Source organism: Pseudomonas sp. LAIL14HWK12:I7, from assembly GCF_000483465.1.
In the GTDB taxonomy this organism is placed as follows: domain Bacteria; phylum Pseudomonadota; class Gammaproteobacteria; order Pseudomonadales; family Pseudomonadaceae; genus Aquipseudomonas; species Aquipseudomonas kermanshahensis.
Genome location: NZ_KI519607.1, coordinates 108,872 through 135,594, shown reverse-complemented (window position 1 = coordinate 135,594; position 26,723 = coordinate 108,872). Strand labels below are relative to the sequence as shown.

Here is a 26,723-nt window from a genome sequence, read left to right as displayed (position 1 = left end):
CAGGGGCGGCGCGTGGCCCTTGGTCCGCGCCGCACGATGCGCGACAATGACGATCATTTTTGGAGCCACCCATGACTGACTTCACCCCCGACGCCGTCCTCGATGCCACCGGCCTGAACTGCCCGGAGCCTGTGATGATGCTGCACCAGCACGTCCGGGACCTGGCTGCTGGTGGCCTGCTCAAGGTCATCGCCACCGACCCGTCGACCCGCCGCGATATCCCCAAGTTCTGCAACTTCCTCGGCCACGAGCTGCTGCAGCAGCAAGAGGATGCGGGCACCTTCCTGTACTGGATCCGCAAGAAAGCCGACTGAGCCGCTCTGGAACACGCCGCGCGTAGCGCCTACACTGCGTTCCCCTGACAGGAGAGCGCCATGCTGATAGTTGCCGACGAGAACATTCCGCTGCTCGATGCCTTCTTTGAAGGTTTCGGCGAGATCCGCCGCTATCCGGGCAGAAGCCTTGATGCCGCCAGCGTCAAGGACGCCGACGTACTGCTGGTGCGTTCGGTGACCAAGGTCGACCGCCAGCTGCTCGAAGGCAGCCGGGTGCGTTTTGTCGGCACTTGCACCATCGGCACCGACCACCTCGACCTGGACTACTTTGCCGAAGCGGGCATCCACTGGAGCAGCGCGCCGGGCTGTAATGCCCGCGGTGTGGTGGACTACGTGCTGGGCAGCCTGTTGACCCTGGCCGAGCTGGACGGTGTGGCGCTGCCTGCGCGCACGTATGGCGTGGTGGGCGCAGGGGAGGTCGGTGGCCGCCTGGTGCGTGTACTGCATGGCTTGGGCTGGAAGGTGCTGGTGTGTGACCCGCTGCGTCAGGCCGCCGAAGGGGGCGATTACGTCAGCCTCGAGACGGTGCTGGAACAGTGCGATGTCATCAGCCTGCACACCCCCTTGCAGCGTGGCGGCGAGCACCCTACTTGGCACCTGCTGGGCCAGGCGCAACTGGCGCAGCTGCGCCCCGGCGCGTGGCTGATCAACGCCAGCCGTGGCCCGGTGGTGGACAACGCGGCCTTGCGTGAGCTGCTGCTGGACCGTGAAGACGTGCACGCCGTGCTCGATGTGTGGGAAGGCGAACCGCAGGTCGACCTGCAACTGGCCGACCTGTGCACGCTGGCGTCGCCGCACATCGCCGGCTACAGCCTTGATGGCCGGCAGCGTGGCACGGCGCAGATCTATCAGGCGCTGTGCCGTTTTCTCGGCCAAGCTGAGCGCGTGAACCTGGCCGACCTGCTGCCCAAGCCGCCGCTGGCGCAGATCGAGCTCGATGCCAGTACCGACCCGGCCTGGGCCTTGGCCACCCTGTGCCGCGCCGTGTACGACCCGCGCCGTGACGACGCGGACTTCCGCCGCAGCTTGAGCGACGACCCAGCCGAGCAGCGCGCGGCCTTCGATCAGTTGCGCAAGCAGTATCCGCCGCGGCGTGAGGTCGAAGGGCTGGCGGTGCGGATTCGTGGCGAGTCGCCGCAACTGGCGCAGTTGGTCAGTGCGTTGGGTGGGGTGTTGGTCTGAGTGACGGGCAATAAAAACCCGGCGCACGCGCCGGGTTGTAATGAATTCGCCGATCAGCCCTTCTGGGCTTTTCCGACCCGGCTTTGTTCCAGCTTCTCGCAGGCTTTCTGGATCATCTGCTCGGTGATCGGAACCTCGCGCCCCTGGGCGTCGATGATCGAACCGCACGCCTGAGGTTGCGGGGTGTTCTGCGGTTTTGCGGTGTCGCTGCCATGCTGCAAGCTCATATCGGTCTCCTCATCAGGTTGAAACTCAGGGTAACCCTGTGCGATGACTGGCCAGTGACAGCCCTTGGGCGTCATGGCAGAAACAGTCCAACAGAAACGGCGCTAAAGCTCCAGAGGCTGTTTAGATCGAAAAGCTATAGCCACCCTCGGTCGCTCCTCGCGTGCCGATGAGTGGTAGTCTGCTGCATCCTCGCCGTTTTGGTTGCCGCCATGCCCGAATCCGTTTCTGCAGGTCAACGTCGCGCTTTGCGCCTGAGTTGGCAGTTCGTTCGCCCGTACCGCCGGCAGATGCTGCTGGCGTTGCTGGCCTTGGTGGTCACCGCTGCTATCACGCTGTCGATGGGGCAGGGCATTCGCCTGCTGGTGGACCAGGGTTTCATGACCCGTTCCGCGCACCAGCTCAACCAGACCATAGGCCTGTTCCTGCTGCTGGTGCTGGCACTGGCGGTAGGGACGTTCAGCCGCTTCTACCTGGTCTCATGGATAGGCGAGCGCTGTGTGGCTGATATTCGCCGCGCGGTGTTCGATCATCTGGTCGGCCTGCACCCAGGCTTTTTCGAGGACAACCGCAGCTCCGAGATCCAGTCGCGGCTGACGGCCGACACCACGCTGTTGCAGTCGGTGATCGGCTCTTCGCTGTCGATGTTCCTGCGTAATGCCTTGATGGTGATCGGGGGCGTGGTGCTGCTGTTTATCACCAACCCCAAGCTGACCAGCATCGTGGTCGTGGCCTTGCCACTGGTGCTAGCACCGATCCTGTTGTTTGGCCGTCGTGTGCGCAGCCTGTCGCGGCAGAGCCAGGATCGCGTGGCAGATGTCGGCAGCTACGTGGCCGAGACCCTTGGGCAGATCAAGACCGTCCAGGCCTACAACCACCAACCGCTCGATCGCGAGCTGTTCGCGGGCACTGTCGAGGCGGCCTTCAACGTGGCCAGGCAGCGTATTGCCCAGCGCGCCTGGCTGATCACCCTGGTCATCGTGCTGGTACTGGGCGCTGTGGGCGTCATGCTCTGGGTGGGCGGCATGGACGTGATCGCCGGGCGTATTTCGGCAGGCGAACTGGCCGCCTTCGTGTTTTATAGCCTGATCGTCGGCAGCGCCTTCGGCACCCTCAGCGAGGTGATTGGCGAGCTGCAGCGTGCCGCAGGTGCGGCCGAGCGCATTGCCGAGCTGTTGGCGGCGCGCAGTGCGATTCTGCCGCCCCACGTAGCGGCCTCGTTACCGCACGGCCGTGTGACGGGGCATATCGAGTTACAGCAGGTGCACTTTGCCTACCCGTCACGGCCCACAGTCGCTGCCATCGACGGCCTGAGCCTGACAATCGAGCCGGGGCAGACCGTGGCGCTGGTCGGGCCTTCGGGCGCTGGCAAATCCACCCTGTTCGACCTGCTGCTGCGGTTTTACGACCCTCAGCAGGGGCGCATCCTGCTCGACGGGCAGGCTGTTACCGAACTCGACCCCGCCGAGCTGCGCCGGCAGTTCGCCCTGGTTGCGCAGAACCCTTCGTTGTTTCGCGGCACGGTAGAGGCCAACATTCGCTATGGCCGGCCAGAAGCAACGCTGGCGGAAGTCGAAGCAGCGGCCCGTGGTGCGCACGCCGACGGGTTTATCCAGCAGTTGCCGCAGGGTTACCAGACACAACTGGGGGAGGGCGGTATTGGCCTTTCTGGCGGGCAGCGGCAGCGCTTGGCAATTGCTCGTGCGTTGCTGGTAGATGCGCCGATCCTGTTGTTGGACGAGGCCACCAGCGCCCTCGACGCGCAAAGCGAACACCTGATCCAGCAAGCCCTTCCCAGCCTCATGGCCGGTCGCACCACGCTGGTGATTGCCCACCGCCTGGCCACGGTGCAGCACGCTGATCGCATCGCGGTGATCGACAAGGGGCGTGTGGTGGCAGTGGGCACACATCGCCAGCTGATCGAAGAAAGCCCGCTGTATGCCCGGCTGGCCTCGCTGCAGTTCACCACAGGCTAGCCTGTCTTGGTTATGTAACATTTCTGTAGGAATTGCCTGACACTATTGGCCTCAAATGTTGCGCAAGTGCTCAAGCTGGCTGCTATCGAACGATGGCAGCCTTTTTTTTGCGCGCCAGCCTACGAGGACATGGAGTGTCTTTCCCAGCGCTGCCGGTGTGCGCTGTTCCTTTCCTACTGGTCTTGAGATCTGCGATGTTGCGTAAATCCCTCAGAGTGCAAATTCTCTCCCTGCTTGGCGGCAGCTTGGCGGCCATGCTGCTGATCGCCCTGGTGTGTTTCCAGTTTTTGTCTTCCAGCGTGCGTGGCTATGCCGAGTTGGTCGATGGCCCGCTGCGCGCTTCGCAATTGATCGATGAAGCCAACCTGCAGTTCAAGGTCCAGGTGCAGGAATGGAAGAACGTGCTGTTGCGCGGTCGCCAGCCCGCCGAGCTGGACAAGTACTGGCAGCAGTTTCAGGCGCGCGAGCAGCAGGTTCAGCAGTTGCTGGGGCAATTGATCGACAGCAGTGACACTAGGCTCAAAGCCCCCTTGCAGCAGCTGCGAGATAGCCATCGGCAGTTGGGCCAGGCCTATGCGCAGGGCCGCAATGCGTTTATCGCTGCAGGGGGCGACCCGGTAGCAGGCGACCTGGCGGTCAAGGGCGTGGACCGTGCCGCCAGCGAACAGATGAGCGAACTGGTCGAACAACTGCGCGGCGATGCCCGTGAACGGGCTGCGGCCATCAATGCCAGCGCTGAGCGCACCGTGTGGCTGGGCCTGCTGGTGATGCTGGCGTCGGCGGTGCTGGTTGGCCTGCTCAGCCTGTGGCTGATCAACCGCAGCCTGATCGAACCGATCCGCCAGTTGATCGACTATGTCGCGCAACTGAGCCAGGGCCGCTTCGGCGCCCGCGTCGACAGCCGCCGCGAGGATGAGCTGGGGCGTTTGGCACGGGCGGCCAATACCCTGCGTGACTTTTTGGCCGAGACCGTCGGCCGGCTGCAGGACAACGCCCAAGAGCTGGAAGGCGCCAGTGGCCAGTTGCGCAGCATCGCCGCCGACATGGCGCGCGGCACGCATGACCAGTTCCAGCGCACCGACCAAGTGGCGACGGCCATGCATGAGATGTCCGCCACTGCCCAGGAAGTGGCCCGCCACGCCGTCGACGCCGCCCGCGCTGCCGATGATGCCGACCACAGTGCACAGGCTGGTGAGCAGGTGATGCAGCAGACCATCGACATCATTGGCGTGGTCAACCGCGAAATCGCCGGCACGGCGGCGGTGATTCGCGACCTGGAACATGACAGTACGCGGATCGGCAAGGTGCTCGAAGTCATCCGTGGCATTGCCGAGCAGACCAACCTGCTGGCGCTCAACGCCGCCATCGAAGCAGCCCGCGCGGGCGAGGCCGGACGAGGCTTTGCGGTGGTGGCGGACGAGGTGCGCAGTTTGGCCCAGCGCACGGCCGCGTCGATTGCCGAGATCAACCAGATCATCGAGGCGGTGCAGTCGGGTGCGGTGGAGGCGGTCAAAGCCATCGAAAGTGGCCAGCAGCGCAGCGAAGAGGGGGCCGAGCAGGTCCAGCAGGCCGGGCAGATGTTGCAGCGCATCACCTTGGCGGTGGAGGCCATCCGCGACATGAACCGGCAGATCGCCACGGCGGCGGAGCAGCAGACCAGTGTGGCCGAGGATATTTCGCGCAACCTGATCGAGATTACCCGCATCGCCACCACCAACCAGGAAGCAGTGCAGCAGACCGAACAGGCTGGGCAGCGTTTGCATGGGTTGTCGGGGCAGTTGGGCGAAGTGACGTCGCGGCTGACGGCCTGACCTGCTGTTCAGGGCCGCTGCGCGCCCCATCGCCGGCAAGCCGGCTCCCACAGGTATGGCGCAAGTCTCAAGCAATCCAGTGCCGGTGTGGGAGCCGGCTTGCCGGCGATGGGGCGCGCAGCGGCCCCGGGGAAATCCGCCATCAACCTAGCGAACCTGGCGTAAGTGTGGCGGATTGTCGCCATGCGACCCGCTGCCTCACCCCTTAGCCATTGGTCTAAGCCCGGTTGGCACATTCCCTGCTTAAGCGCGCCCGGGCCACGGCCCGAGGCGATCGTGCCCCGATCCCGCGAAACACCCAACGAGAACACAACAACATCCGGGCGTGCATGCCGGGGCCAACGACTGCCAATCCTTCACATCAATTGGATTGAGCTAATGAAAAAAATACTGCTGACGCTCCTTTGCCTGAGCGTCATCGGCTGCTCCAAACCCGCGGAGCCGGAAAAGACCGTCGACGTTCTGCTGATTGGCGGCGGCATCATGAGTGCAAGCCTGGGCACTTACCTCACGGAGCTTGAGCCGAACTGGAAGGTCGACGTCTACGAGCGCCTGGACCAGGTCGCCGAAGAAAGCTCCAATGCCTGGAACAACGCCGGCACCGGCCACTCCGCGTTCTGCGAGCTGAACTACACCAGTGTCGGTAAGGATGGCAGCATCGACATCAGCAAGGCCGTGGGGGTCAACGAGCAGTTCGAGGTGTCCAAGCAGTTCTGGGCCTACCAGGTCGAGCAAGGCGTGCTGAGCAACCCGAAGTCGTTCATCAACAACGTGCCGCACATGAGCTTCGTCTGGGGTGACGACAACATTGCCTTCCTCCACAAACGCGTCGATGCCCTGCAGCACAGCTCGCTGTTCCGTGGCATGGAAATCAGCGAAGACCACGAGCAGATCCGCCACTGGGCACCGCTGGTGATGGAAGGCCGCGACCCTGCGCAGAAGGTCGCCGCCACGCGCATGGCAATCGGCACCGACGTGAATTTCGGCGAGATCACCCGTCAACTGTTCGCGTCGATGACCCGCAACCCCAACGTCACCCTGAACCTCAGCCACGAAGTGCGTGACATCGTGCGCAACGACGATGGGACCTGGCGTGTGGTGGTGGCCGACCTGGCCAAGGGCGGTCACGAGGTGGCGGTCAATGCCCGGTTCGTCTTCATCGGTGCCGGGGGTGGCGCGCTCAAGCTGCTGCAAAAATCGGGCATCCCCGAGGCCGAAGGCTATGCCGGCTTCCCGGTGGGCGGTCAATTCCTCATGACGGATAACCCGGACGTGGTTGCACGCCATCAGGCCAAGTTGTATGGCAAAGCCTCGGTCGGCGCACCGCCGATGTCGGTCCCGCACCTGGACACCCGGATGATCGACGGCAAGCAAGTGTTGCTGTTCGGGCCGTTCGCGACCTTCTCCACCAAGTACCTCAAGCAGGGCTCGTTGCTGGACATGTTCGCCTCGCTGAACAGCCACAACGTGCTGCCCATGGTGAACGCCGGCATCGACAACATCGACCTGAGCACGTACCTGATGGGGCAGTTGATGCTCAGCTTCGATGACCGCATGAATGCGTTGCGCGAGTACTTCCCCAATGCCAAGAACGCAGACTGGAAGCTGCTGCAGGCCGGTCAACGCGTGCAGGTGATCAAGAAGGACCCCGTGCTCGGTGGCGTGCTGCAGTTCGGTACTGAAGTGGTCGCCGCCCAGGATGGCAGCATTGCTGCACTGCTGGGAGCTTCCCCGGGTGCCTCGACCGCCGCGCCAATCATGCTGACCGTGCTGGAGAAGACCTTCAAGGACCGCCTCAAAACCCCTGAATGGCAGGCCAAGCTGAAGCAGATCGTGCCCAGCTATGGGCAAAAGCTGAACAACGACCTGGCGCTGACCAACCAGACCCGGGCGTGGAGCAGCGAGCGCCTGCAACTGCTGTATGTGCCGGTACAAGCCGAGCAATAAGTAGCGTTGCTTCACTGACTGTAGGAGCAGCCTTGTGCTGCGAAGAGGCCGGTACAGGCACCCACTGATGGGTAGGCCTGCGCCGGCCTCTTCGCAGCACAAGGCTGCTCCTACAGGTCGGCGGTATTTTGCAGGTCAGCGGTATTTCTTACGCACAACTAATGGCAGGCCAAGCTGAAGCAGATAGTGCCCAGCTATGGGCAAAAGCTGAGCCGAGCAATAAGTTGCGTCACTGACTGTAGGAGCAGCCTTGTGCTGCGAAGAGGCCGGTACAGGCACCACTGATGGGTAGGCCTGCGCCGGCCTCTTCGCAGCGCAAGGCTGCTCCTACAGGTCAGGGGGATTTTTTCGCGCACAACAAAAAGCCCGCGCAAGGCGGGCTTTTTGAATAGGATTTGGTCGGAGAGACAGGATTCGAACCTGCGGCCTTCTCGTCCCGAACGAGACGCGCTACCTGGCTGCGCTACACTCCGATGAACGAAATCCTACTGCATCCCTTTTTCGCACGCAAGCCCTTGTTGTTAAAAGGGCGTTTGCCAAAAAGGGGTGCTGAATCACAGCTCTTTGACGGTACGAATCTGGTCTTTGTTCAGGCGCGTACGCTTGCCGTCGAGTTGCTCGAATTCGTAGAAACCAGAGTCCTCGTCAAAGGACGGGGTGTCCACTGCCTGGATCTCGCGGCCATCATTCAGGGTAATGACGGTCGGCGATGCGCAGCCGGCGAGGGCGCCCAGGCCCAAGGCAAGCAGGAAGGCGGGAAGGGTCCGTTGAATCATCGTGTTTCTCCAGTGCGACAGTGCTAGATGACTTTAAGACGCAGGGCGTCCACGCAAGTTCCTTTCCAGTGCAGCATAGCGGTAAAGCCAGGGTATTGACCAAGGGCAAGCCACAGGGGCACGAGGTTGTATCGGGGGGTGCTGTGTTATAAATGCGCCATCCCATCTTCTTGTGACGGACCCCCATGAAAGCCAAGGCAGATACCCCCTTCGTGCCCCTGAACATCGCCGTGTTGACGGTCAGCGACACGCGCACCTTCGACAATGACACCTCCGGTCAGCTGTTCGTCGATCGCCTGACTGCGGCCGGCCACCAGTTGGCATCGCGGGTATTGCTCAAGGACGACCTGTACAAGATCCGCGCCCAGGTCGCGACCTGGATCGCCGATGACGCAGTGCAGGTGGTATTGATCACCGGCGGTACTGGGTTCACCGGCCGCGACAGCACCCCGGAGGCCGTGGCCTGCCTGCTGGACAAGCAGGTGGACGGTTTCGGTGAGCTGTTCCGGCAGATTTCCGTGGCCGACATCGGTACCTCCACCGTGCAATCGCGGGCCCTCGCTGGCCTGGCCAATGGCACGCTGGTGTGCTGCTTACCGGGCTCGACCAATGCGGTACGCACCGGTTGGGACGGCATCCTGGCCGAGCAGCTCGATGCCCGCCATCGCCCGTGCAATTTCGTGCCCCACCTGAAGCAGGCAGCGGCCTGTGAAAGCCGTGGTTGAGTCTGCCCAAGCCCGGCCCCTGATGCCGGTGGAAGACGCATTGGCGCGGCTGCTGGCCTTGGCAGAAGCCGCACCCATCCAGGACATCGAAAATGTGTCGCTGGCCGACGCCGAGGGACGCGTGCTGGCGCGTGACCTGGTGGCCTCGCTCGACCTGCCGCCCTGGCCGAACAGCGCCATGGACGGCTATGCCCTGCGCCTGGCGGATTGGCAGGGTGAGCCCTTGCCGGTCAGCCAACGGATTTTTGCCGGCCATGCGCCGCAGCCGCTGCAGCCGGGTACCTGTGCCCGCATCTTCACCGGCGCGCCGGTGCCGGCTGGCGCCGACTGCGTCGAAATGCAGGAAAACGCCGAAGTGGCTGACGATGGCCGGGTGCGCTTCCTCGAACCGCTGAAGGTCGACCAGAACATTCGTCCGCAAGGCCAGGAAACACGCCAGGGCGAGCAGGTGATGAGCGCCGGCACACGCTTGGGCCCGATAGAGCTGGGCTTGGCCGCGACCCTTGGCCAGGCCCGTCTGGATGTGGTGCGTAAAGTGCGCGTGGCGGTGCTGTCGACCGGTGACGAGCTGATCGAGCCTGGCCTGCCCCTGGGGCCAGGGCAAATCTACAACAGCAACCGCCGCTTGCTGGTCAGCTGGCTGCAACGCTTGGGTTGTGAGGTGCGGGATGCGGGGATTTTGCCCGATGACCTGGCGCGCACCCGTGAATGCCTGGCGGCATTGGGCGATGTCGACTTGATTTTGTCTACCGGTGGCGTTTCCGTGGGCGAGGCTGATTACCTGGGTGCCGCCCTGCGCGAGGCCGGCGAGTTGGCCTTGTGGAAGCTGGCGATCAAACCGGGCAAGCCGCTGACCTTCGGGCACTTTCGTGGCGTCCCGGTGATTGGTTTGCCGGGCAACCCGGCGTCCACGCTGGTCACGTTCGGGTTGCTGACCCGGCCGTATCTGTTGCGCCGCCAAGGCGTGGCCGATGTCACGCCGCTGCGCTTCGACATGCCAGCGGGCTTCGACTGGCCCAAGCCAGGTACGCGCCGCGAGTACCTGCGCGCACGCATCGAGCAGGGCCAGGTGCGTATCTACAAAAACCAGAGCTCTGGCGTGCTGCGCAGCGCGGCCTGGGCCGAGGGCTTGGTCGAGGTGCGTGAAGGCAGTACGCCGAAGCAGGGCGACAGTGTGCCGTTCATCCCTTTCAGCGAGCTACTTGGTTGAGCGCCCAAGCCAGCCGCCCGCCAGTGGTGTGTCGCTGGCGGGTTGCACCTGGTTGAGGCGCATGTGCACGTTTTCCAATTGCTGGGCGGCAATACTCCAATCGTGACGCTGGCGGGCGAATTGCCGGCCGGCTTCGCTCAATTGGGCCATGCGCCAAGGCTGGTTGAGCAGTTGGGTGATCAGCAGGGCCAGTTGGTCACCATCGTCACTGCCCAGGTAGTGTTCGCCGTTGTTCACGGCCAGCCCTGATACCCCCTTGCTGGTGGTGATGACCGGCAGCCCCGCAGCCATCGCCTCGAGCAGCTTCACCTTGGACCCTCCGCCATACAGCAGCGGGGCGAAGAACAGTGCCGAGCGACGTTGCAGCTCGCGCAGGTCGGGGCGGTAGCCGACCCACTCGATCCGTGGGTCGTTCCAATGCAGCTTCCAGCTGGCCGGCAGGGCGTGGCCGGCTATGGCCAGGCGCACGGCCGGGTTACTCATCCACACCTGCGGCATGATCTCTTCCAGCGCCCATTCGATGGCCTCAAGGTTCGAGCCATATTCGAAGTTGCCGACAAACAGCAGGCGCTGGCTGTGCAACGCCGGTTGCACGTGCTGGTAGAAATCGCAGTCCACGCCACTGACCACCACATTTACCGGGCGCCCACTGATCTGGGCGATCAGTTCGGCGTCGTGGCTGCTGACCGCCACCACTTCGCTGGGTTGGCGCAGCACCCGCTGCTCCCAGCGCCGATAGCGCCAGCGGTCGAATGCATTGAGCGGGCGCAGCCACAGCGGCAGGCGGTCATGGCAGGCGCCGCCCATCACCGATTCCAGGGTGTGCTCGCTGAGCATGAAGGGCAGCCCGCGCGCCTGCAGGGCTTTTTCGAACGGCTGGAAACTGTAGCTGTGCTCGATCTGGATGACGTCCCAGGGTTCGTCCAGCAGTTGCTCGAAGCGGTGCCTCAGGCAGGGCGCCAAACCATTGATGATCGCCCGCATGGGATAGTCGATGATCGGTGACGCCAGCAGGTTGAGTGGGCTGTGCAGGGCGCGCCTGGGCAACACGATCAGGCGCTCGACCCAGGGTTCAAGGGCTTCACGGGCCGCATCGTTCAGGGGGATCTTGGACTGCACCAACAGGGTGATCCGGTGCCCACGCTGGGCGAGTTCGCGCAGCAGGTGATATTGCCGAGTCTTGCCGCCGCTGGTGGTCGGCCAGGGTAAGTAGGGCAGTGTCCAGAGAATGCGCATGACCCGGAACCCTCGTAACAGATCGCGGATAAAAAGACGCGCCCGTCGGCAGTCAGCCGATCACTGCTGCCGGGGCGCGTCCATGGCTGTCGGTGGAGCAGACATCAGGTGATAAAAAGTCAATAGTTTGACTCTTTGGTAAATTTATTCACCTGGGTCAAATACTTGTCAAAGGTGGCTTTCCTGAGCATAGCCGTGCATTCGCGGGCGTGTAAAAAATGGGTGAAATCCAGTGTTATTGTGCTGGGCATGCAACGATCGGTGTGTGTCGGTGGTCGAGATCTGGGTTAGCTATTTTTTCATGGAGAAGCGCGATGCAAGGGCGCAAGGCAATGTTGATCCTGCACGGCAAGCAGGCGATGAACGAAGCGCTGCGCAGTGCCGTGCTGGCGATGCGCGAGAGCGGCTGGGTTCTGGATGTGCGGGTCACCTGGGAAGCCGGGGACGCTCAGCGCCTGGTGGGCGAGGCGCTGGCCGCTGGCTACACCCATATTGTCGCGGGCGGCGGTGATGGCACGTTGCGCGATGTCGCTGAAGCCATGGGCTTGGCAGCGTCCCAGGCCAGCCTGGCGCTGTTGCCCTTGGGCACCGCCAATGATTTCGCCAAGGCTGCGGGCGTGCCGCTGGAGCCGGACGCCGCACTGGCACTGCTGAACACCCCGGCGCGGCCTATCGACCTGGGCCAGGTCGGTGGTCAGCTGTTCCTCAACATGGCCACCGGCGGCTTCGGCAGCCAGGTCACGGCCAACACCTCGGAGGACCTGAAAAAGGTCCTGGGGGCTGCGGCCTACCTGTTCACGGGGCTGTCGCGCTTCAGCGAGTTGCAGGCAGCCTCAGTGGAGCTGCAGGGCCCCGACTTTCACTGGCAAGGTGATCTGCTGGCGCTGGGCATTGGCAATGGCCGGCAAGCCGGCGGCGGGCAGGCACTGTGCCCCGAGGCGCTGGCAGACGATGGCCTGCTGGATGTCGCCATACTGCCAGCGCCGCAGGAAGTGGTGGGGGCGTTGCGCGACCTGCTGGCCGGGGATGGGTTGTTTGTCCGGGCCAGGCTGCCCTGGGTTGAGATCAAGAGTTCGCAGGGGCTGGACATCAACCTCGACGGTGAGCCGCTGCAGGTCGACAGCCTGCGCTTCGAGGCAAAGCCCGCCGCGTTGCAGGTGCACTTGCCGGTCGACTCGCCGTTGCTCAGTCGTCCAGGCTGATGATTTTTTCGCGCACCGCGTACAGCACCAGGCCCGCCACATCGTGAATCTGCAGGCGTTTCATGATTTGCGAACGGTGGGTTTCCACGGTTTTGATCGAGAGCCCCAAGCCACTGGCGATCTCCCGGGTGGATTTGCCGCGCACGATCAGGCGCAGGATTTCCAGTTGGCGTGCGGTCAGGTTGTGGCGGTCGCGGTTCGGTTGCTTGCGGTGCTGGGTATGCAGCAGCGCCTGGTTGATGACGGTGTGGGCGATCGCCGGGCTGAGGTAGCGCTCGCCGTTGCGCAAGGCGCTCAGGGCCTGCTCCAGCTCGGTCGCGCTGGTGTCCTTGAGCAGGTAGCCATGGGCGCCGCTTTCCAGGGCCCGCATGATCAGGTCCGGGTCGGTGTGCATCGACAGGATCAGCACCTTGCAGGTGCTGCCGCTGGCGCGCAGTTGCGTCAGGGCATCGAGGCCGCTGGTCGAGCGCATGGAAATGTCCAGCAGGACGATGTCGGGTGCCAGGTTGCGCACGTGCTCGAGCAGCAGGTTGCCGTCATCGGCTTCACCGGCCACGCAGTAGCCCGGGATGTCGGAGACCAGTGCACGGACCCCGGCGCGGATCAGCGAGTGGTCGTCCACCAACAGCAGTCTACAGGTCATGGGCGGTAAAGCTCCTGGCGCGTTCCTGGGTGCGTGGCGGCCACGGGAACAGCGCTTCGATCTGCGTGCCCACGCCAAGCTGGCTGGTGATGTCGAGACGCCCCTGCAAGGCCGTCACCCGTTCCTGCATGCCGGCCAAACCGCGTTGCCCTGCTTCGGCCGGGTGCCTGGCGGGAACAAAACCGCGGCCATCGTCCTGAATGATCAAGGCAAGCCCTGCGGGGCTGCGTTGCAGGCGGATCGACAGATTGCGCGCCTGGGCATGGCGCAGCATGTTGGTCACGGCTTCCTGGGTGATGCGAAACACCGCCATGGCGACGGCTTCGTCAATGCCGCCCAGGCGTTGATTGCAGACCAGGCTCCAGTGCACATCGGTTTTTTCCAGCGTGCGCAGCAGGTGCGCACGCAGGCTGCCCTCAAGGCCCAGGCTGGCAAGTTGCCGAGGGTTGAGCAGGGCACAGACATCGCGCACGTTGCTCAGCGCGTTGTCGAGCGTGGTGCGCAGGGTGTCGCAGTGGCTGTGCAACTCATCGGGCATACGCCGTTGCAACCATTGCAACTGAAGCTTGGCTGCGGTGAGCAGTTGCCCGATGTCGTCATGCAGTTCGCGGCCCAGGTGCTGGCGCTCGCTTTCCTGCACCATCAGCATGCGCTTGGCCAGTTCTGCCGGGTGCAGGCGGATCGACCCGGCCCCCAGGCCCACGTGCAGGCCTACGCCAAGCATCGCCGCGACCTGCAGCAGCAACAGGCTGGCCGGTATCGCTTGGCCGGCCATGTACAGCAGCAGGTTGGCGACCATGGAGGCCACGCACAGCACGATCGTCATCCAGCGCAGCAGGGCAGTGCGGGAGCAGCAGCGCAGAAGAGTCTTCAAGCGTGGGAGCATAGATAGAAAAGCCACTGAAGTATTGCTGATGGAGGCCTTGCACAAGTCTTACCAGAGGCTTTGGCGCAGTACTTTATATGTTTTGCGGGGCACGTCCTCAATCAGCCTTGATGCCGGCTGCAGGCGGTCGCTGGCGAGCATGGTAACACTTCACACGGCGTTGGTCGCTGTTGGGCAATGCTTTGAAACCTCATGTTTACGGGCTGTTTCGGCACGTTCGTCCGACTCAAGTCAATAGCAAAGTGCCAGCCGCTATTCGGCTGTCAATCATGCCGAGTGTAACTAGGGCAATAATCACGCGCGCAGTGCTGGCGACAGTTGGCGAAACTTCCAAGTTTGGCCAACAACGCCCTTAGTTACTCTTTTGTTAGTTAATGTGAAACGCGGGGGTGCGTGCCTTGGGCGGCTGTCGTGGCTGTGTGCGGGTGAGTGCAGTGGCTGCCGCGCTCATCGCAGGCGGCACAGGCTTGCGGTAATGGTTGATCGAGCACGCTGGCCAGTTCATTGAGCAATGTGATTTGTTCGCCGGTATCCAGGTTCAGCTGCCCGGTGCGCGGGTCGATCAGCTCGAGTTGCCAGGCCAGCAGGGTCAGGCAAGCGTCGGTTGCGGGCAGGGCTTCACGTTGCAGGCGCTGCTGCTGGCAGGCCGGTGCGAGCAATTGCTGCAGAACGGTGGCGTAGTGGGCAACTTCGAGCAGGTCCAGGCGGGCGGCGCGCCTCGCGAGCGTGTCGAGGGCCGTGTTCAGGCAACCGCAGGCGTCTGCGTCGTTGTCGATCAGTTCCAGGTGCTGCAGGCATTCCTGGGACTGGCTCAGCAAGACTTGCGCATCCAGCAGAAAGTCTTGCAACGCACCTTCAAACGATAAGGCACTGTCCATCAGGACGCTCGGGCGCGTTGGGCGCGGGCAAGGGGCGGGCACGGCGATACGGTAGCGAACAAAAGCCTGACTCCATTCATGCAATGAGAATGGCGTCACATTAATGGCTAATGGATATCGCGAACATCAGGTTGCACCCGATTGCATCTAAGGGTTTCCCTGATGAGAGGCCAGGGTGCAACAAGGTGCTAACGGGCACAGGCCAGCCTGGATGTGCCCGCAGTAAAGCATGATGGTAAAGTGATATCAATTACCTTCGCGGCATTTTCCCGCAAGGGTCAAGGTGCGCGTGAACCCGCCGATACAGGGTGGATGAATACACTTTTCCGACTCAAGCCTGGGGGTTTCCAATGGCTGGCATTCTCGACACAGTAGACCAACGCACGCAATTGGTGGGCGAGAACCGCCTGGAAATTCTGATGTTCCGCCTGGCAGGTCGGCAGCTGTTCGCGATCAACGTGTTCAAGGTGCAGGAAGTGCTCCAACTGCCCAAGCTGACCCTGATGCCGCAGCGCCATGCCTTTGTCTGCGGCGTTGTCAACCTGCGTGGGCAGACCCTGCCGGTGATCGACCTGTCCCAGGCGATCGGCATGCGGCCCCTGCAACCCGGGCCGGACAGCACTATCATCGTCACGGAATACAACCGCTCGGTGCAGGCCTTCCTGGTGGGGGGCGTCGACCGCATCGTCAACATGAACTGGGAAGCGATCATGCCGCCGCCGACCAGTGCCGGGCGCCAGCACTACCTGACCGCCATCACCAAGGTCGACGAGAAACTGGTCGAAGTGATCGATGTGGAGAAGGTCCTGGCAGAAATCGTGCCGTACAACGCCAAGGTCTCCGGCGAACGGCTTGCCGACCCCGTGCTGGCCCGCGCCAGAGGCCGTGAAGTATTGCTGGTGGACGACTCCAGCGTTGCCTTGGCACAGCTGCGTGACACCCTGTCGCAACTGGGCATGAAGCTGCACGTGGCCAGTGATGGCTTGAAGGCGCTGCGCCTGCTCAAAAGCTGGGCTGACGCCGGTGAGAATGTGTGCGAGAAGCTGCTGATGGTGTTCACCGACGCCGAAATGCCGGAGATGGACGGTTACCGGTTGACCACCGAGATCCGTAGCGATGCCCGCTTGCGTCAGCTCTACGTGGTGCTGCATACCTCGTTGTCGGGCAGTTTCAACGAATCCATGGTCAAGAAGGTGGGCTGCGATAACTTCTTGTCCAAGTTCCAGCCGGATCGCCTGGTCGAGGTGGTCAAGCAGCGCCTGCTGCTGGATACGGCTACTGCGTGATCCCTGGCCCTGCCGGGTATAAGCTTGGCGTTTCGAATGACGCGAGGCGGCAGGGATGTTTCTGAGTGAGTTGTATCGATACCCGGTGAAGTCGGGGCAGGCGCAAAGCCTGCAGGCTTCGCCGGTCGGCCAGTTGGGGTTGTTGGGTGACCGTCGCTAGATGGTGGTGGAGGCGGAAAATGGCCGCTTCCTCACCCAGCGTGCCTGGCCACAGCTCGGCCAGCTCAGGGCGAGCGATGACGATGCTGGGCAGTTGCTGCTGGAGGCCCCAGGGCAGGTGCCATTGCGGGTGCCTGTACCGCTTACCGACGATGACTTGCGGGGCGTGACTATCTGGCGCGACACCCTGCGGGTGCCCGATGCTGGCGAGGCGGCGGCGCACTGGCTGTCGGCGTTGCTGGGCAAGGACGTGCGGCTGGTGTATTGCCCGGAGCAACGGGCGCGTTACCTGCCCAATGGTTATGGCTTGAACAGTGACCGTGCGGCGTTTCCGGATGGTTTTCCGCTGCTGTTGATCGGCCAGGGGTCGTTGGACGAGCTCAGTCGGCGCGTTGGCCGGCCCATGGAGATGCTACGGTTCAGGCCCAACCTGGTGGTGCAAGGCGCAGAACCGTTCGCCGAGGACGGCTGGAAGCGGGTTCGTATCGGCACCCTCGAGTTTCGCGTGCTCAAGCCCAGCGTGCGGTGCATTCTCACCACCATCGATCCACGGACCGGCGAACGCAGCCCGGACCGCGAGCCCATGACCACGCTCAAAACGTTCCGCGAGAAAGAAGGGGATGTGTTGTTCGGGCAGAACCTGGCGGTGGATGGTTGTGGCGTGCTGGAAGTGGGGATGAAGGTCGAAGTCCTGTAGGAGCAGCCTTGGGCTGCGAAGAGGCCGGTAAAAACACCCTGGATCCTCGGTGCTTTTACCGGCCTCTTCGCAGCGCAAGGCTGCTCCTACAAGGGGTGGCTTACATATCGTCGAAGTAGCGCTCGTGCCAATCCACCAGCGGCTGCGGCGAGTTGAGCTTCTGCCCGTAGATCACCGAATACGACAGCACGTTCTGGACGTACTGGCGCGTCTCGTCGAACGGGATCGACTCCACCCACACATCGAAGCTCAGGTGTTTAGCGCCCTTGAGCCACTGGCGTACCCGCCCGGGGCCGGCGTTATAGGCCGCCGAAGCGAGTACCCGGTTGCCATTGAATTGGCTGTGCACCTGGCTCAGGTACGCGGCCCCCAGCTGAATGTTCTTGTCAGGGTTGAACACCTGCGCCGGCGAGGCCAGCGGGATGCTGAACTTGCGCGCGGTTTCCTTGGCGGTGGCCGGCATCAGCTGCATCAAGCCGCTGGCGCCCACGCTGGAGCGCGCATCCTCCATGAAGGCACTTTCCTGACGGGTAATGGCGAACACCCAGCTTGAATGCAGGCCGCGGACCTTGGCCTCGCGCACCAGGGTGTCGCGGTGGGCCATCGGGAAGCGGATGTCCAGGTCATCCCAGTACTGGGCCTGGCTGATGGTCCGAATGGCCGGGAAGTACCAGCGCAGTTCATAGGCCAGGCGTGCCTGGGCGACCATCTCGTCACGGGTGAAGTGGCGGCTGACGTGGTACCACTCGCGGCGCCCTTCGACGATCTGCCCGCGGGCATGGAATTCCAGTGCACGTTGAATGCCCGGGGTATTGCGCACCTTAGTGACCAACTGCTGGCTCAGCACCAGGGGCTTGTTGTTCAGCTGGTAGGGGGTTTGTGCACGGTCGGCAGCGAGGAAACCATAGAAGTCACGCTCGCGCGCCACGGTCTTGTACAGCAGTGGAATCTGCGGGTTGTTCGGTTGGGCCAGTTCGAGGCTGCGTGCCTGCCAGTACTTCCAGCGGTTGCTGCTGGCCAGGTCCTGGGGCAGGCGCTTGGTCAGCTCGTAGGCATCTTCCCAGCGGCCCAGGCGCAGCAACAGGCGCAGGCGCCATTCGCTGACGGTGTTGTCGCGCAGCTCGGGGTCGTAGCGGGTCATCAGGTCGAGCGCGCGTGGGTCGTAGCGGCGCGCCAGGGTCAGGCCGATCTCGCGGGCGATGGCGACCTTCTCGTCGCGCGAGAAGTGCATGCGCTGGGCATAGTCGTCGAGCAGGGCCATGGCCCGCTCCGGGTCCTGCCGGGCCAGTCGGCGCAAGCCGAGGCTGACCACGTCGGACATGGCCTCGTTGACCGGGGTGAAGCGCGACGGCTGGTTGAGCAGCTCGGGCTTCTGTGCCACATCGATCAGCAGGCGCCCTTGCGGGCCGAGGGTGGTCAGGGTTTTGACCAGGTTGTTGGCCAGGCCGTAGTTGCGCGCCTGGGCCGCCAGCTTGGTGCGGTTCCAGCGTTTGGCCTCGGTCAACTGGCCCTCGGCGGCCCACATGCCGAACAGTGTGTCACAGGCCGCCGGTTGCGACTTGCCGACATTCCACAGTTTATCGGCCGTGGCATAGCCTTCGGCGCGCAGGCCGTGGCTGAGCTGGTACTGGCCGTTGAGGCAGTCCAGTTCGGTGAAATTGAGCTTGGGGTCGTAGTACTTGACGAAGGTGTTCCATTCGCCGCGCTCGGCCAGCCAGCGCAACCAGCGCAGTTTCATCCAGTTGGCCTGGGGCAGGTCGCCGTGTTTGGCCAGGAACCCTTCGATTTCTTCGTTGCTGGCGCTCTTCAGGCGTGCGGTCAGCTCGTCGTAGGTCAGGTAGGGCGTCAGCGGGTAATCACGCAATTGCTGGGCATAGCGCAGGTACGGGCCTTTGTCGCCCTTGGCCAGGGCGCGCTTGGCCTCGTCGTAGTACTGGCGCTGTTGAGTGAGGTCGAGGGCCTGCGCCGCGCTGGCGGTGGCGGCGGTAAGCAGCAAGCAGGATGCAATCTGTAACAGGCGGCTGCGCATGATACGTCCGGGCAGTTGAACCATGGGGAAGTGACGGCGAAGCCAGCACTGTTGGAAGCTATGCCTTAGCTTAGCCGTTTGCCGGCGGCAGATGAAAGCACAGCGCTTGTATCAAGACATTATGTTCGACCAGATGTCGTAAAGCCCTCACCGGGTGGTCAACTTAATGCCGTGGGGGCCCAAGTCAGGTAGAATGCGCGCCCGATTTATGGAGACCAACATGACCCTGCTCAAATTCAGCGATGTGTCCCTCGCATTCGGCGCCATGCCGCTGCTGGACAAAGTGTCCTGGCAGATCGCTCGTGGCGAGCGGGTGTGCATCATCGGCCGCAACGGCACCGGCAAGTCGAGCATGCTGCGCCTGGTCAAAGGCGAGCAGAAGGGCGACGACGGCGAGATCTGGCGCGCTCCGGGCCTGAAGATCGGCGAGCTGCCGCAGGAATTGCCGCTGGCCGACGAGCGCAGCGTGTTCGATGTGGTGGCCGAGGGCCTCGATGGCGTTGGCGCGTTGCTGGCCGAGTTCCATCACCTGAGCCAGAACATCCAGGGCGACGAAGACCTGGAAAAACTCATGCACGTTCAGCACGAGCTCGAAGCCCGTGACGGCTGGCGCCTGCAGCAGGTGGTGGAAAGCACCCTGAGCCGTCTGCAACTGCCTGCCGACAAGACCTTGGCCGAGCTGTCCGGTGGCTGGCGCCGCCGCGTGCTGTTGGCCCAGGCGCTGGTGTCGGAGCCTGACCTGCTGCTGCTCGACGAGCCGACCAACCACCTGGACATCGGTGCGATCGCCTGGCTTGAAGAGGCGCTGCGCGGGTTCAATGGCGCGGTACTGTTCATTACCCACGACCGGTCCTTCCTGCAGAACCTGGCTACTCGCATCCTCGAACTGGACCGCGGTGGGCTGATCGACTGGAACGGTGATTACGCCAGCTTCCTGGTGCACAAAGAAGCGGCGCTGGCCGCCGAGGAAACCGCCAACGCGCTGTTCGACAAGCGCCTGGCCCAGGAAGAAGTGTGGATCCGCCAGGGCATCAAGGCCCGGCGTACCCGTAACGAAGGGCGCGTACGTGCCCTCAAGGCCTTGCGCGTCGAGCGCGGCGAGCGCCGTGAGCGTCAGGGCAAGGCGAACATCCAGATCGAGGCGGCGGACAAGTCCGGCAAGCAGGTCATGGTGCTGGAAAATATCAGCTTCGCCCATGCCGACGGCCCAATGCTGGTCAAGGACTTCTCCATGGTCCTGCAGCGTCAGGACCGTATCGGCCTGCTGGGTGCCAACGGTACCGGCAAGACCACCTTGCTCAAGATGATGCTCGGTGACCTGGAGCCTATCTCGGGCAAGGTCGAGCGTGGCACCAAGCTGGAAGTGGCCTACTTCGACCAGATGCGCCATCAGCTCGATCTGGAAAAGACCGTGATCGACAACCTGGCCGAAGGCCGCGATTTCATCGAGATCGATGGCCAGAACCGCCACGTGCTCAGCTACCTGGGCGACTTCCTGTTCAGCCCCCAGCGTGCCCGTACGCCGGTCAAGGCGCTGTCGGGTGGCGAGCGTGCGCGCCTGCTGTTGGCCAAGCTGTTCAGCAAGCCGGCCAACCTGCTGGTGCTCGACGAACCGACCAACGACTTGGACGTGGAAACCCTTGAGCTGCTCGAAGAGGTGCTGTCCAACTACAAGGGCACCGTGCTGATGGTCAGCCACGACCGGGCCTTCCTCGACAACGTCGTCACCAGCACCCTGGTGTTCGAAGGCGAGGGCAAGGTGCGCGAGTATGTCGGTGGCTATGAGGACTGGATCCGTCAGGGCGGTTCGCCGAAGTTGCTGGGCGTGACCGAAAGCAAGGGCGGCAAGTCCGAGCTTAACAGCGCGGTGGTGGAGAAGCAGGACGTGCAAGCCGCACCTGCGCCCGCAGCAGCCGTGGCCGACGCCTCGAAGAAGAAACTCAGCTACAAACTGCAGCGTGAGCTGGAGATGTTGCCTGGGCAGATCGACGCGATCGAACAGCGCATGGCTGAGGCGCAGGAAGAAGTGAATGCGGCGGGCTTCTATCAGCGGCCAATCGCCGAGACTTCGGCGGTGCTGGCACAGATCGAGAAGCTGCAAGGCGAGCTGGATGTGCTGGTAGAGCGCTGGGCTGAGCTGGAAGGCTGATCAGCGGTTAACCTGAGCCGGCCCCTTCGCGGGGCAAGCCCGCTCCCACAGGTACGCCACATGTCTCAAGGCTTGTGGCGTACCTGTGGGAGCGGGCTTGCCCCGCGAAGGGGCCGGTACAGGTCAAATCATTCCTTCTTCTGTAGCCGCACCGCCAGTACGTCGCATGGCGCGCCATGCAGCACGTCGTTGGCAGTGGAGCCGAGCAGCAAAGCCAGGCCATGTCGGCCATGGCTGCCGACCACGATCAGGTCGCATTTCTGGTCCTTGGCCAGCTGGTGGATTTCCTGGCGTGGCTGGCCGTAGGTCAGGTGGGAATCACCGCGGTTGATGTCCGGGTATTTGTTGTACAAGCGCTCCATGCGCTCCTTGGCCTGGTCGAACTGCTGCTGTTGCAGTTGCGACAGGTCCATGGGCACGTCGCCGCCAAATGCCATGGCCATGGGTTCGACGATGTGTACCAGGGATACCTTGGCGCCTGACGGTTCCGCGAGCTTCATAGCGCGCTTGATCACCGGGTCGCATTCTTCGGTCAGGTCGACGGCGACCAACAAATGTTCGTATTGCATGAGCGGTACTCCTGACAATCGCGATAGAAGAAGTATGGTCGCTTTCGGGCGGGTCTTCCGTGAAAAATGGCTAACCAGCTCATTTGCAACGCTTTATGGGGTCTACTGATATGACGGTATTGCTGGTGGTGTCAATCCTTGCGCTGATTCTCAGCCCGCTTTCCTGGTTGCGCACGTCGCGCAAGCAGGGCGAGCAGATGAACCTGCGCCTGGAAGCGCGTCGCATGGGTTTGGCCATGCAGCTGGCGCCTCAGCAGTGGCCGCACTGGCTGGAAAAGGAGCCGCCAAGCCCCTGCCCGCAGTACCACCGTGGGCGGCGCAAGGGGCGCGAGGACAGCTTCTGCTACTGGCAGGTCACGCCAGGCGTGTGGTGGAACCAATGGCGCGAGCCGTGTGAGGACCCGCGCCTTGCCGAGGCTTTTGCGCGCTTGCCGGCCAGTGTCTACAAGGTTGAGGCCGACCCCCGCATGATCGCTTTGTACTGGACCGAGCGGGGCGATAAATCTGTATTGCAGGATATTGCGCACGTCCTCGAAACCCTCGCCTGACCCCTCGCCAATTAAAAAGCGGCGTTAAACGACAAAGCGGCGGCTTGGCAGAGCCCCTGAAGGGGTGGGGTGCCAAGTCGCCGCTTTGCGTTCTGCTGCGCAGAAAAGGCCAGGCAGGCCGGGAATGCTTGAAGCCAATGGCAGTGTAGCCGGCTGCCAGCGATCTGCTGAAAAAAATCTTCCCCTGGCAGGCACGGGCCTGTTTTCCCATGGTCAATTGCTGGCATGAATGTGCAGCGATCACTGACGTCATGCTTTGTACCCAGACCCTACAAAATGACCGGAAAGTCGCGTTTTCACTCAGTGCGTGAGCATTTGACAACGCTGATCTTTTCGGAGAATGTGTGCACACCCAAATCAAACGGGCGTATGAATTGAGCGTTTGTATGTCACACGGCTCGTTCATAGTCCCGACTAGCGCGCTGACGGGTGTGCCTGGGGCAGGGCGGCATGGCCTGCCTGATGCAGCAGCGACCGGCGTGTACAGTTAGCTTCCATATCGTGGAGATCAGTTGATGATTTACGAAGGTAAAGCCATCACGGTTAAGGCTCTTGAAAGTGGCATCGTCGAACTCAAGTTCGATCTCAAGGGTGAGTCCGTCAACAAATTCAATCGCCTGACCCTGAACGAGCTTCGCGAAGCGGTCGATGCCATAAAGGCCGACGCTTCAGTCAAGGGCGTAATCGTCAGCAGCGGCAAGGACGTGTTCATCGTCGGCGCCGACATCACCGAGTTCGTCGACAACTTCAAGCTGCCCGAGGCCGAGCTGGTAGCCGGCAGCCTGGAAGCCAACCGCATCTTCAATGCCTTCGAAGACCTCGAAGTGCCGACCGTTGCCGCCATCAATGGCATCGCCCTGGGCGGTGGCCTGGAAATGTGCCTGGCGGCCGATTACCGGGTCATGGCCAGCACTGCCAAGATTGGCCTGCCTGAAGTCAAACTCGGCATCTACCCAGGCTTCGGCGGTACCGTGCGCCTGCCGCGACTGATCGGTTCGGACAACGCGGTCGAGTGGATTGCCGCCGGCAAGGAAAACCGTGCCGAAGACGCCCTCAAGGTCGGTGCCGTCGATGCCGTGGTCGCTCCTGAGCTGCTGCAAGCCGGTGCCCTGGACCTGATCAAGCGCGCCATCAGCGGCGAGCTGGACTACAAGGCCAAGCGCCAGCCGAAACGGGAAAAGCTCAAGCTCAATGCCATCGAGCAGATGATGGCGTTCGAGACGGCTAAAGGCTTTGTCGCAGGCCAGGCTGGGCCGAACTACCCAGCGCCGGTCGAAGCCATCAAGACCATTCAGAAGGCCGCCAACTTCGGCCGTGACAAGGCCCTGGAAATAGAAGCCGCAGGCTTTGCCAAGCTGGCCAAGACCTCGGTTGCCCAGAGCCTGATCGGCCTGTTCCTGAACGATCAGGAGCTCAAGCGCAAGGCCAAGGCCCATGACGAGATCGCCCGTGACGTGAAGCAGGCCGCCGTGCTCGGCGCCGGCATCATGGGTGGCGGCATCGCCTACCAGTCGGCGGTCAAGGGCACGCCGATCCTGATGAAGGACATCCGCGAAGACGCCATTCAGCTGGGCCTTAATGAAGCCTCCAAGCTGCTGGGCAATCGCGTTGAAAAAGGCCGCCTGACCCCCGCCAAGATGGCTGAAGCGCTCAACGCCATCCGCCCGACCCTGTCCTACGGCGACTTCGCCCACGTCGACATCGTCGTCGAGGCCGTGGTCGAGAACCCGAAGGTCAAGCAAGCCGTGTTGGCAGAAGTCGAAGGCCAGGTGAAAGAGGATGCCATCCTCGCCTCCAACACCTCGACCATCTCCATCAACCTGCTGGCCAAAGCGCTCAAGCGCCCAGAAAACTTCGTCGGCATGCACTTCTTCAACCCGGTGCACATGATGCCGCTGGTCGAAGTCATTCGCGGCGAGAAGTCCAGTGAAGTGGCGGTCGCCACCACCGTGGCGTATGCCAAGAAAATGGGTAAGAACCCAATCGTGGTCAACGACTGCCCGGGCTTCCTGGTCAACCGCGTGCTGTTCCCGTACTTCGGCGGTTTCGCCAAGCTGGTCAGCGCTGGCGTCGACTTCGTGCGCATCGACAAGGTCATGGAGAAGTTCGGCTGGCCCATGGGCCCTGCCTACCTGATGGACGTGGTCGGCATCGACACCGGCCACCATGGCCGCGACGTGATGGCCGAAGGCTTCCCGGACCGCATGAAGGACGAGCGCCGCTCGGCGGTAGATGCCCTGTACGAGGCCAACCGCCTGGGCCAGAAGAACGGCAAGGGCTTCTACGCCTACGAGACCGACAAGCGTGGCAAGCCGAAGAAGGTGTTCGACGCCGCCGTGCTCGACGTGCTCAAGCCGATCGTGTTCGAGCAGCGTGAAGTCACTGACGAAGACATCATCAACTGGATGATGGTCCCGCTGTGCCTGGAGACCGTGCGCTGCCTGGAAGACGGCATCGTCGAAACTGCCGCCGAAGCCGACATGGGCCTGGTCTACGGCATTGGTTTCCCTCCCTTCCGTGGTGGTGCATTGCGCTACATCGACGCGATCGGTGTCGCCGAATTCGTCGCCCTGGCCGATCAGTACGCTGACCTGGGGCCGCTGTACCACCCGACCGCGAAGCTGCGCGAAATGGCCAAAAATGGCCAGCGCTTCTTCAACTGAGCGTAGAGCGAGAGATTTGATATGAGCCTGAATCCAAGAGACGTGGTGATTGTCGACTTCGGTCGCACGCCAATGGGCCGCTCCAAGGGTGGCATGCACCGCAACACCCGCGCCGAAGACATGTCTGCGCACCTGATCACCAAACTGCTGGAACGCAACGGCAAGGTCGACCCCAAAGAAGTCGAGGACGTGATCTGGGGCTGCGTCAACCAGACCCTCGAGCAGGGCTGGAACATTGCCCGCATGGCGTCGCTAATGACGCCGATCCCGCACACCTCGGCGGCGCAGACCGTCAGCCGCCTGTGCGGCTCGTCGATGAGTGCGCTGCACACCGCCGCCCAGGCGATCATGACCGGCAACGGCGATGTATTCGTGGTTGGCGGCGTCGAGCACATGGGCCACGTCAGCATGATGCATGGCGTCGACCCTAACCCGCACCTGTCCTTGCATGCTGCCAAGGCTTCCGGGATGATGGGCCTGACTGCAGAGATGCTCGGCAAAATGCACGGTATCAGCCGTGAACAGCAGGATCTGTTCGGCCTGCGTTCGCACCAGCTCGCACACAAGGCGACGGTCGAAGGCAAGTTCAAGGACGAGATCATCCCGATGCAGGGCTATGACGAGAATGGCTTCCTGAAGGTCTTCGATTTTGACGAGACCATTCGCCCGGAAACCACCCTCGAAGGGCTGGCCTCGCTGAAGCCTGCGTTCAACCCGAAAGGTGGCACCGTCACCGCGGGTACTTCGTCACAGATCACCGACGGTGCTTCGTGCATGATCGTCATGTCTGGCCAGCGCGCCATGGACTTGGGCATCCAGCCATTGGCGGTGATTCGCGCCATGGCCGTGGCCGGTGTCGACCCGGCAATCATGGGCTACGGCCCGGTGCCATCGACCCAGAAAGCCCTCAAGCGTGCCGGCCTGAGCATGGCCGATATCGACTTCATCGAGCTCAACGAAGCCTTCGCCGCACAAGCCTTGCCTGTGTTGAAAGACTTGAAAGTGCTCGACAAGATGGATGAGAAGGTTAACCTGCACGGCGGCGCCATTGCTTTGGGCCACCCGTTCGGTTGCTCGGGTGCACGTATTTCCGGCACCCTGCTCAACGTCATGAAGCAGAATGGCGGTACTCTGGGGGTGGCGACCATGTGCGTCGGCCTCGGCCAGGGCATCACCACTGTCTTCGAACGCGTCTGATCGCGTCGCGGGACAGCAGCCGGGGCCTTGTGCCCCGGTTTTGTTTTTTACAGGTTTTATTAAAAAGGGTGAGCGACATGCAGATACAGCCAGGCGTATACCGGCACTACAAGGGGCCTGAGTACCGTGTCTTCAGTGTTGCGCAGCACTCCGAAACTGAAGAGTGGATGGTCTTCTACCAATGCCTGTATGGTGAATACGGGTTCTGGGTACGGCCTCTTTCGATGTTCCAGGAGTCCGTCGAGGTTGACGGCGAGCAGGTGCCACGCTTTGCTTTGGTCAAGGCCGAAGAAGGGTTGCCTGGGCTGCTGGCCAAGTCGCACGAGTGATCGACCGCGCTTGACCTCACTGTTTTGCCACTATATATAGCGGTGCCGCGTCTGGCACCTGACGC

22 protein-coding genes, 1 tRNA gene and 2 pseudogenes are annotated in these 26,723 nt (G+C 62.7%); 16 read left to right on the top strand and 9 right to left on the bottom strand.

What is annotated here, in order from left to right; translation table 11 throughout:
- Positions 1–71 precede the first annotated feature (71 nt).
- Both tusA and pdxB read left to right on the top strand, forming a co-directional pair.
- Positions 72–314, top strand: a complete 243-nt coding sequence (gene tusA / locus D886_RS0125800) for a sulfurtransferase TusA (protein WP_027596647.1) — start codon at positions 72–74, stop codon at positions 312–314.
- Between the two features lie 60 nt (positions 315–374).
- On the top strand, positions 375–1,517 hold the full coding sequence (pdxB, locus tag D886_RS0125795) for a 4-phosphoerythronate dehydrogenase PdxB (RefSeq protein WP_027596646.1): 1,143 nt from the start codon (positions 375–377) through the stop codon (positions 1,515–1,517).
- Positions 1,518–1,570: 53 nt separating this feature from the next.
- Here the strand turns inward: pdxB and D886_RS28435 are convergent, their stop codons facing one another.
- Positions 1,571–1,744 (bottom strand): PA1571 family protein, encoded by a 174-nt coding sequence (locus D886_RS28435; RefSeq protein WP_172960377.1) that lies wholly within the window; start codon positions 1,742–1,744, stop codon positions 1,571–1,573.
- A 210-nt stretch (positions 1,745–1,954) separates the two neighbouring features.
- On the opposite strand from D886_RS28435, the gene D886_RS0125785 reads away from it, so the two are divergent.
- The 4 genes and pseudogenes from D886_RS0125785 to mqo all read left to right on the top strand — a co-directional run bounded on the left by D886_RS0125785 (position 1,955) and on the right by mqo (position 7,476).
- Complete coding sequence (locus D886_RS0125785) at positions 1,955–3,718, top strand: ABC transporter transmembrane domain-containing protein (RefSeq protein WP_027596645.1); 1,764 nt, start codon at positions 1,955–1,957, stop codon at positions 3,716–3,718.
- Positions 3,719–3,810: 92 nt separating this feature from the next.
- A pseudogene (locus tag D886_RS28975) lies at positions 3,811–4,596 on the top strand (methyl-accepting chemotaxis protein); the annotation flags it as partial.
- 165 nt (positions 4,597–4,761) lie between these two features.
- Positions 4,762–5,529, top strand: a complete 768-nt coding sequence (locus D886_RS28970; RefSeq protein WP_371098766.1) for a methyl-accepting chemotaxis protein — start codon at positions 4,762–4,764, stop codon at positions 5,527–5,529.
- Between the two features lie 378 nt (positions 5,530–5,907).
- The gene (gene mqo / locus D886_RS0125775; protein WP_027596643.1) at positions 5,908–7,476 is read left to right on the top strand and encodes a malate dehydrogenase (quinone); all 1,569 of its coding nucleotides are present in this window, start codon (positions 5,908–5,910) and stop codon (positions 7,474–7,476) included.
- Positions 7,477–7,872: 396 nt separating this feature from the next.
- On the opposite strand, the gene D886_RS0125770 is transcribed toward mqo, so the two are convergent.
- Together D886_RS0125770 and D886_RS0125765 are read right to left on the bottom strand one after the other, a co-directional pair.
- A tRNA-Pro gene (locus D886_RS0125770) sits at positions 7,873–7,949 on the bottom strand.
- Between the two features lie 81 nt (positions 7,950–8,030).
- Complete coding sequence (locus D886_RS0125765; RefSeq protein WP_027596642.1) at positions 8,031–8,252, bottom strand: YgdI/YgdR family lipoprotein; 222 nt, start codon at positions 8,250–8,252, stop codon at positions 8,031–8,033.
- Between the two features lie 185 nt (positions 8,253–8,437).
- Between D886_RS0125765 and moaB the strand changes: the two genes are divergently transcribed.
- Positions 8,438–8,977 (top strand): molybdenum cofactor biosynthesis protein B, encoded by a 540-nt coding sequence (gene moaB, locus D886_RS0125760; protein WP_027596641.1) that lies wholly within the window; start codon positions 8,438–8,440, stop codon positions 8,975–8,977.
- Positions 8,978–8,999: 22 nt separating this feature from the next.
- Positions 9,000–10,187, top strand: coding sequence for a gephyrin-like molybdotransferase Glp (gene glp / locus D886_RS0125755; RefSeq protein ID WP_177323914.1), 1,188 nt, complete (start codon positions 9,000–9,002; stop codon positions 10,185–10,187).
- Here the strand turns inward: glp and D886_RS0125750 are convergent.
- Entirely contained in the window at positions 10,176–11,423 is a 1,248-nt protein-coding gene (locus tag D886_RS0125750; protein WP_027596639.1) for a glycosyltransferase family 4 protein, read from the bottom strand. The genes glp and D886_RS0125750 overlap by 12 nt on opposite strands.
- 314 nt (positions 11,424–11,737) lie before the next feature.
- Between D886_RS0125750 and yegS the strand changes: the two genes are divergently transcribed.
- Positions 11,738–12,625, top strand: coding sequence for a lipid kinase YegS (gene yegS / locus D886_RS0125745; protein ID WP_027596638.1), 888 nt, complete (start codon positions 11,738–11,740; stop codon positions 12,623–12,625).
- On the opposite strand, the gene D886_RS0125740 is transcribed toward yegS, so the two are convergent.
- The 3 genes from D886_RS0125740 to D886_RS0125730 form a co-directional block, all read right to left on the bottom strand.
- Entirely contained in the window at positions 12,609–13,268 is a 660-nt protein-coding gene (locus D886_RS0125740) for a response regulator transcription factor (protein ID WP_027596637.1), read from the bottom strand. The two genes, yegS and D886_RS0125740, sit on opposite strands and share 17 nt — an antisense overlap.
- Positions 13,258–14,154 carry a sensor histidine kinase gene (locus D886_RS0125735; RefSeq protein WP_027596636.1) on the bottom strand — a complete coding sequence of 299 codons (897 nt, stop codon included), beginning with the start codon at positions 14,152–14,154 and terminating at the stop codon, positions 13,258–13,260. Before D886_RS0125735 ends, D886_RS0125740 begins: the two co-directional genes overlap by 11 nt.
- Positions 14,155–14,525: 371 nt before the next feature.
- On the bottom strand, positions 14,526–15,032 hold the full coding sequence (locus D886_RS0125730) for a hypothetical protein (protein WP_027596635.1): 507 nt from the start codon (positions 15,030–15,032) through the stop codon (positions 14,526–14,528).
- Between the two features lie 350 nt (positions 15,033–15,382).
- On the opposite strand from D886_RS0125730, the gene D886_RS0125725 reads away from it, so the two are divergent.
- Both D886_RS0125725 and D886_RS27350 read left to right on the top strand, forming a co-directional pair.
- A complete protein-coding gene (locus D886_RS0125725; protein ID WP_027596634.1) occupies positions 15,383–16,318 on the top strand; it encodes a chemotaxis protein CheV in 936 nt (311 codons plus the stop codon).
- A 55-nt stretch (positions 16,319–16,373) separates the two neighbouring features.
- Positions 16,374–17,174 (top strand): annotated as a pseudogene (locus tag D886_RS27350) (MOSC domain-containing protein).
- A gap of 100 nt (positions 17,175–17,274) precedes the next feature.
- Here D886_RS27350 and D886_RS0125715 read toward each other — a convergent pair.
- Positions 17,275–19,203: a transglycosylase SLT domain-containing protein gene (locus tag D886_RS0125715; protein ID WP_027596633.1), complete on the bottom strand. Its 1,929-nt coding sequence runs from the start codon at positions 19,201–19,203 to the stop codon at positions 17,275–17,277.
- 220 nt (positions 19,204–19,423) lie between these two features.
- Between D886_RS0125715 and D886_RS0125710 the strand changes: the two genes are divergently transcribed.
- Entirely contained in the window at positions 19,424–21,352 is a 1,929-nt protein-coding gene (locus tag D886_RS0125710) for an ATP-binding cassette domain-containing protein (protein ID WP_027596632.1), read from the top strand.
- 128 nt (positions 21,353–21,480) lie between these two features.
- Here the strand turns inward: D886_RS0125710 and D886_RS0125705 are convergent, their stop codons facing one another.
- Positions 21,481–21,921, bottom strand: coding sequence for a universal stress protein (locus D886_RS0125705; RefSeq protein ID WP_027596631.1), 441 nt, complete (start codon positions 21,919–21,921; stop codon positions 21,481–21,483).
- Positions 21,922–22,031: 110 nt separating this feature from the next.
- On the opposite strand from D886_RS0125705, the gene D886_RS0125700 reads away from it, so the two are divergent.
- From D886_RS0125700 to D886_RS0125685, 4 genes are all read left to right on the top strand, one after another.
- Positions 22,032–22,469 carry a hypothetical protein gene (locus tag D886_RS0125700; RefSeq protein WP_027596630.1) on the top strand — a complete coding sequence of 146 codons (438 nt, stop codon included), beginning with the start codon at positions 22,032–22,034 and terminating at the stop codon, positions 22,467–22,469.
- A 515-nt stretch (positions 22,470–22,984) separates the two neighbouring features.
- Entirely contained in the window at positions 22,985–25,132 is a 2,148-nt protein-coding gene (gene fadB, locus D886_RS0125695) for a fatty acid oxidation complex subunit alpha FadB (protein WP_027596629.1), read from the top strand.
- Positions 25,133–25,153: 21 nt separating this feature from the next.
- The gene (fadA, locus tag D886_RS0125690; protein ID WP_027596628.1) at positions 25,154–26,329 is read left to right on the top strand and encodes an acetyl-CoA C-acyltransferase FadA; all 1,176 of its coding nucleotides are present in this window, start codon (positions 25,154–25,156) and stop codon (positions 26,327–26,329) included.
- A 77-nt stretch (positions 26,330–26,406) separates the two neighbouring features.
- Positions 26,407–26,658: a DUF1653 domain-containing protein gene (locus D886_RS0125685; protein ID WP_027596627.1), complete on the top strand. Its 252-nt coding sequence runs from the start codon at positions 26,407–26,409 to the stop codon at positions 26,656–26,658.
- Positions 26,659–26,723 lie beyond the last annotated feature (65 nt).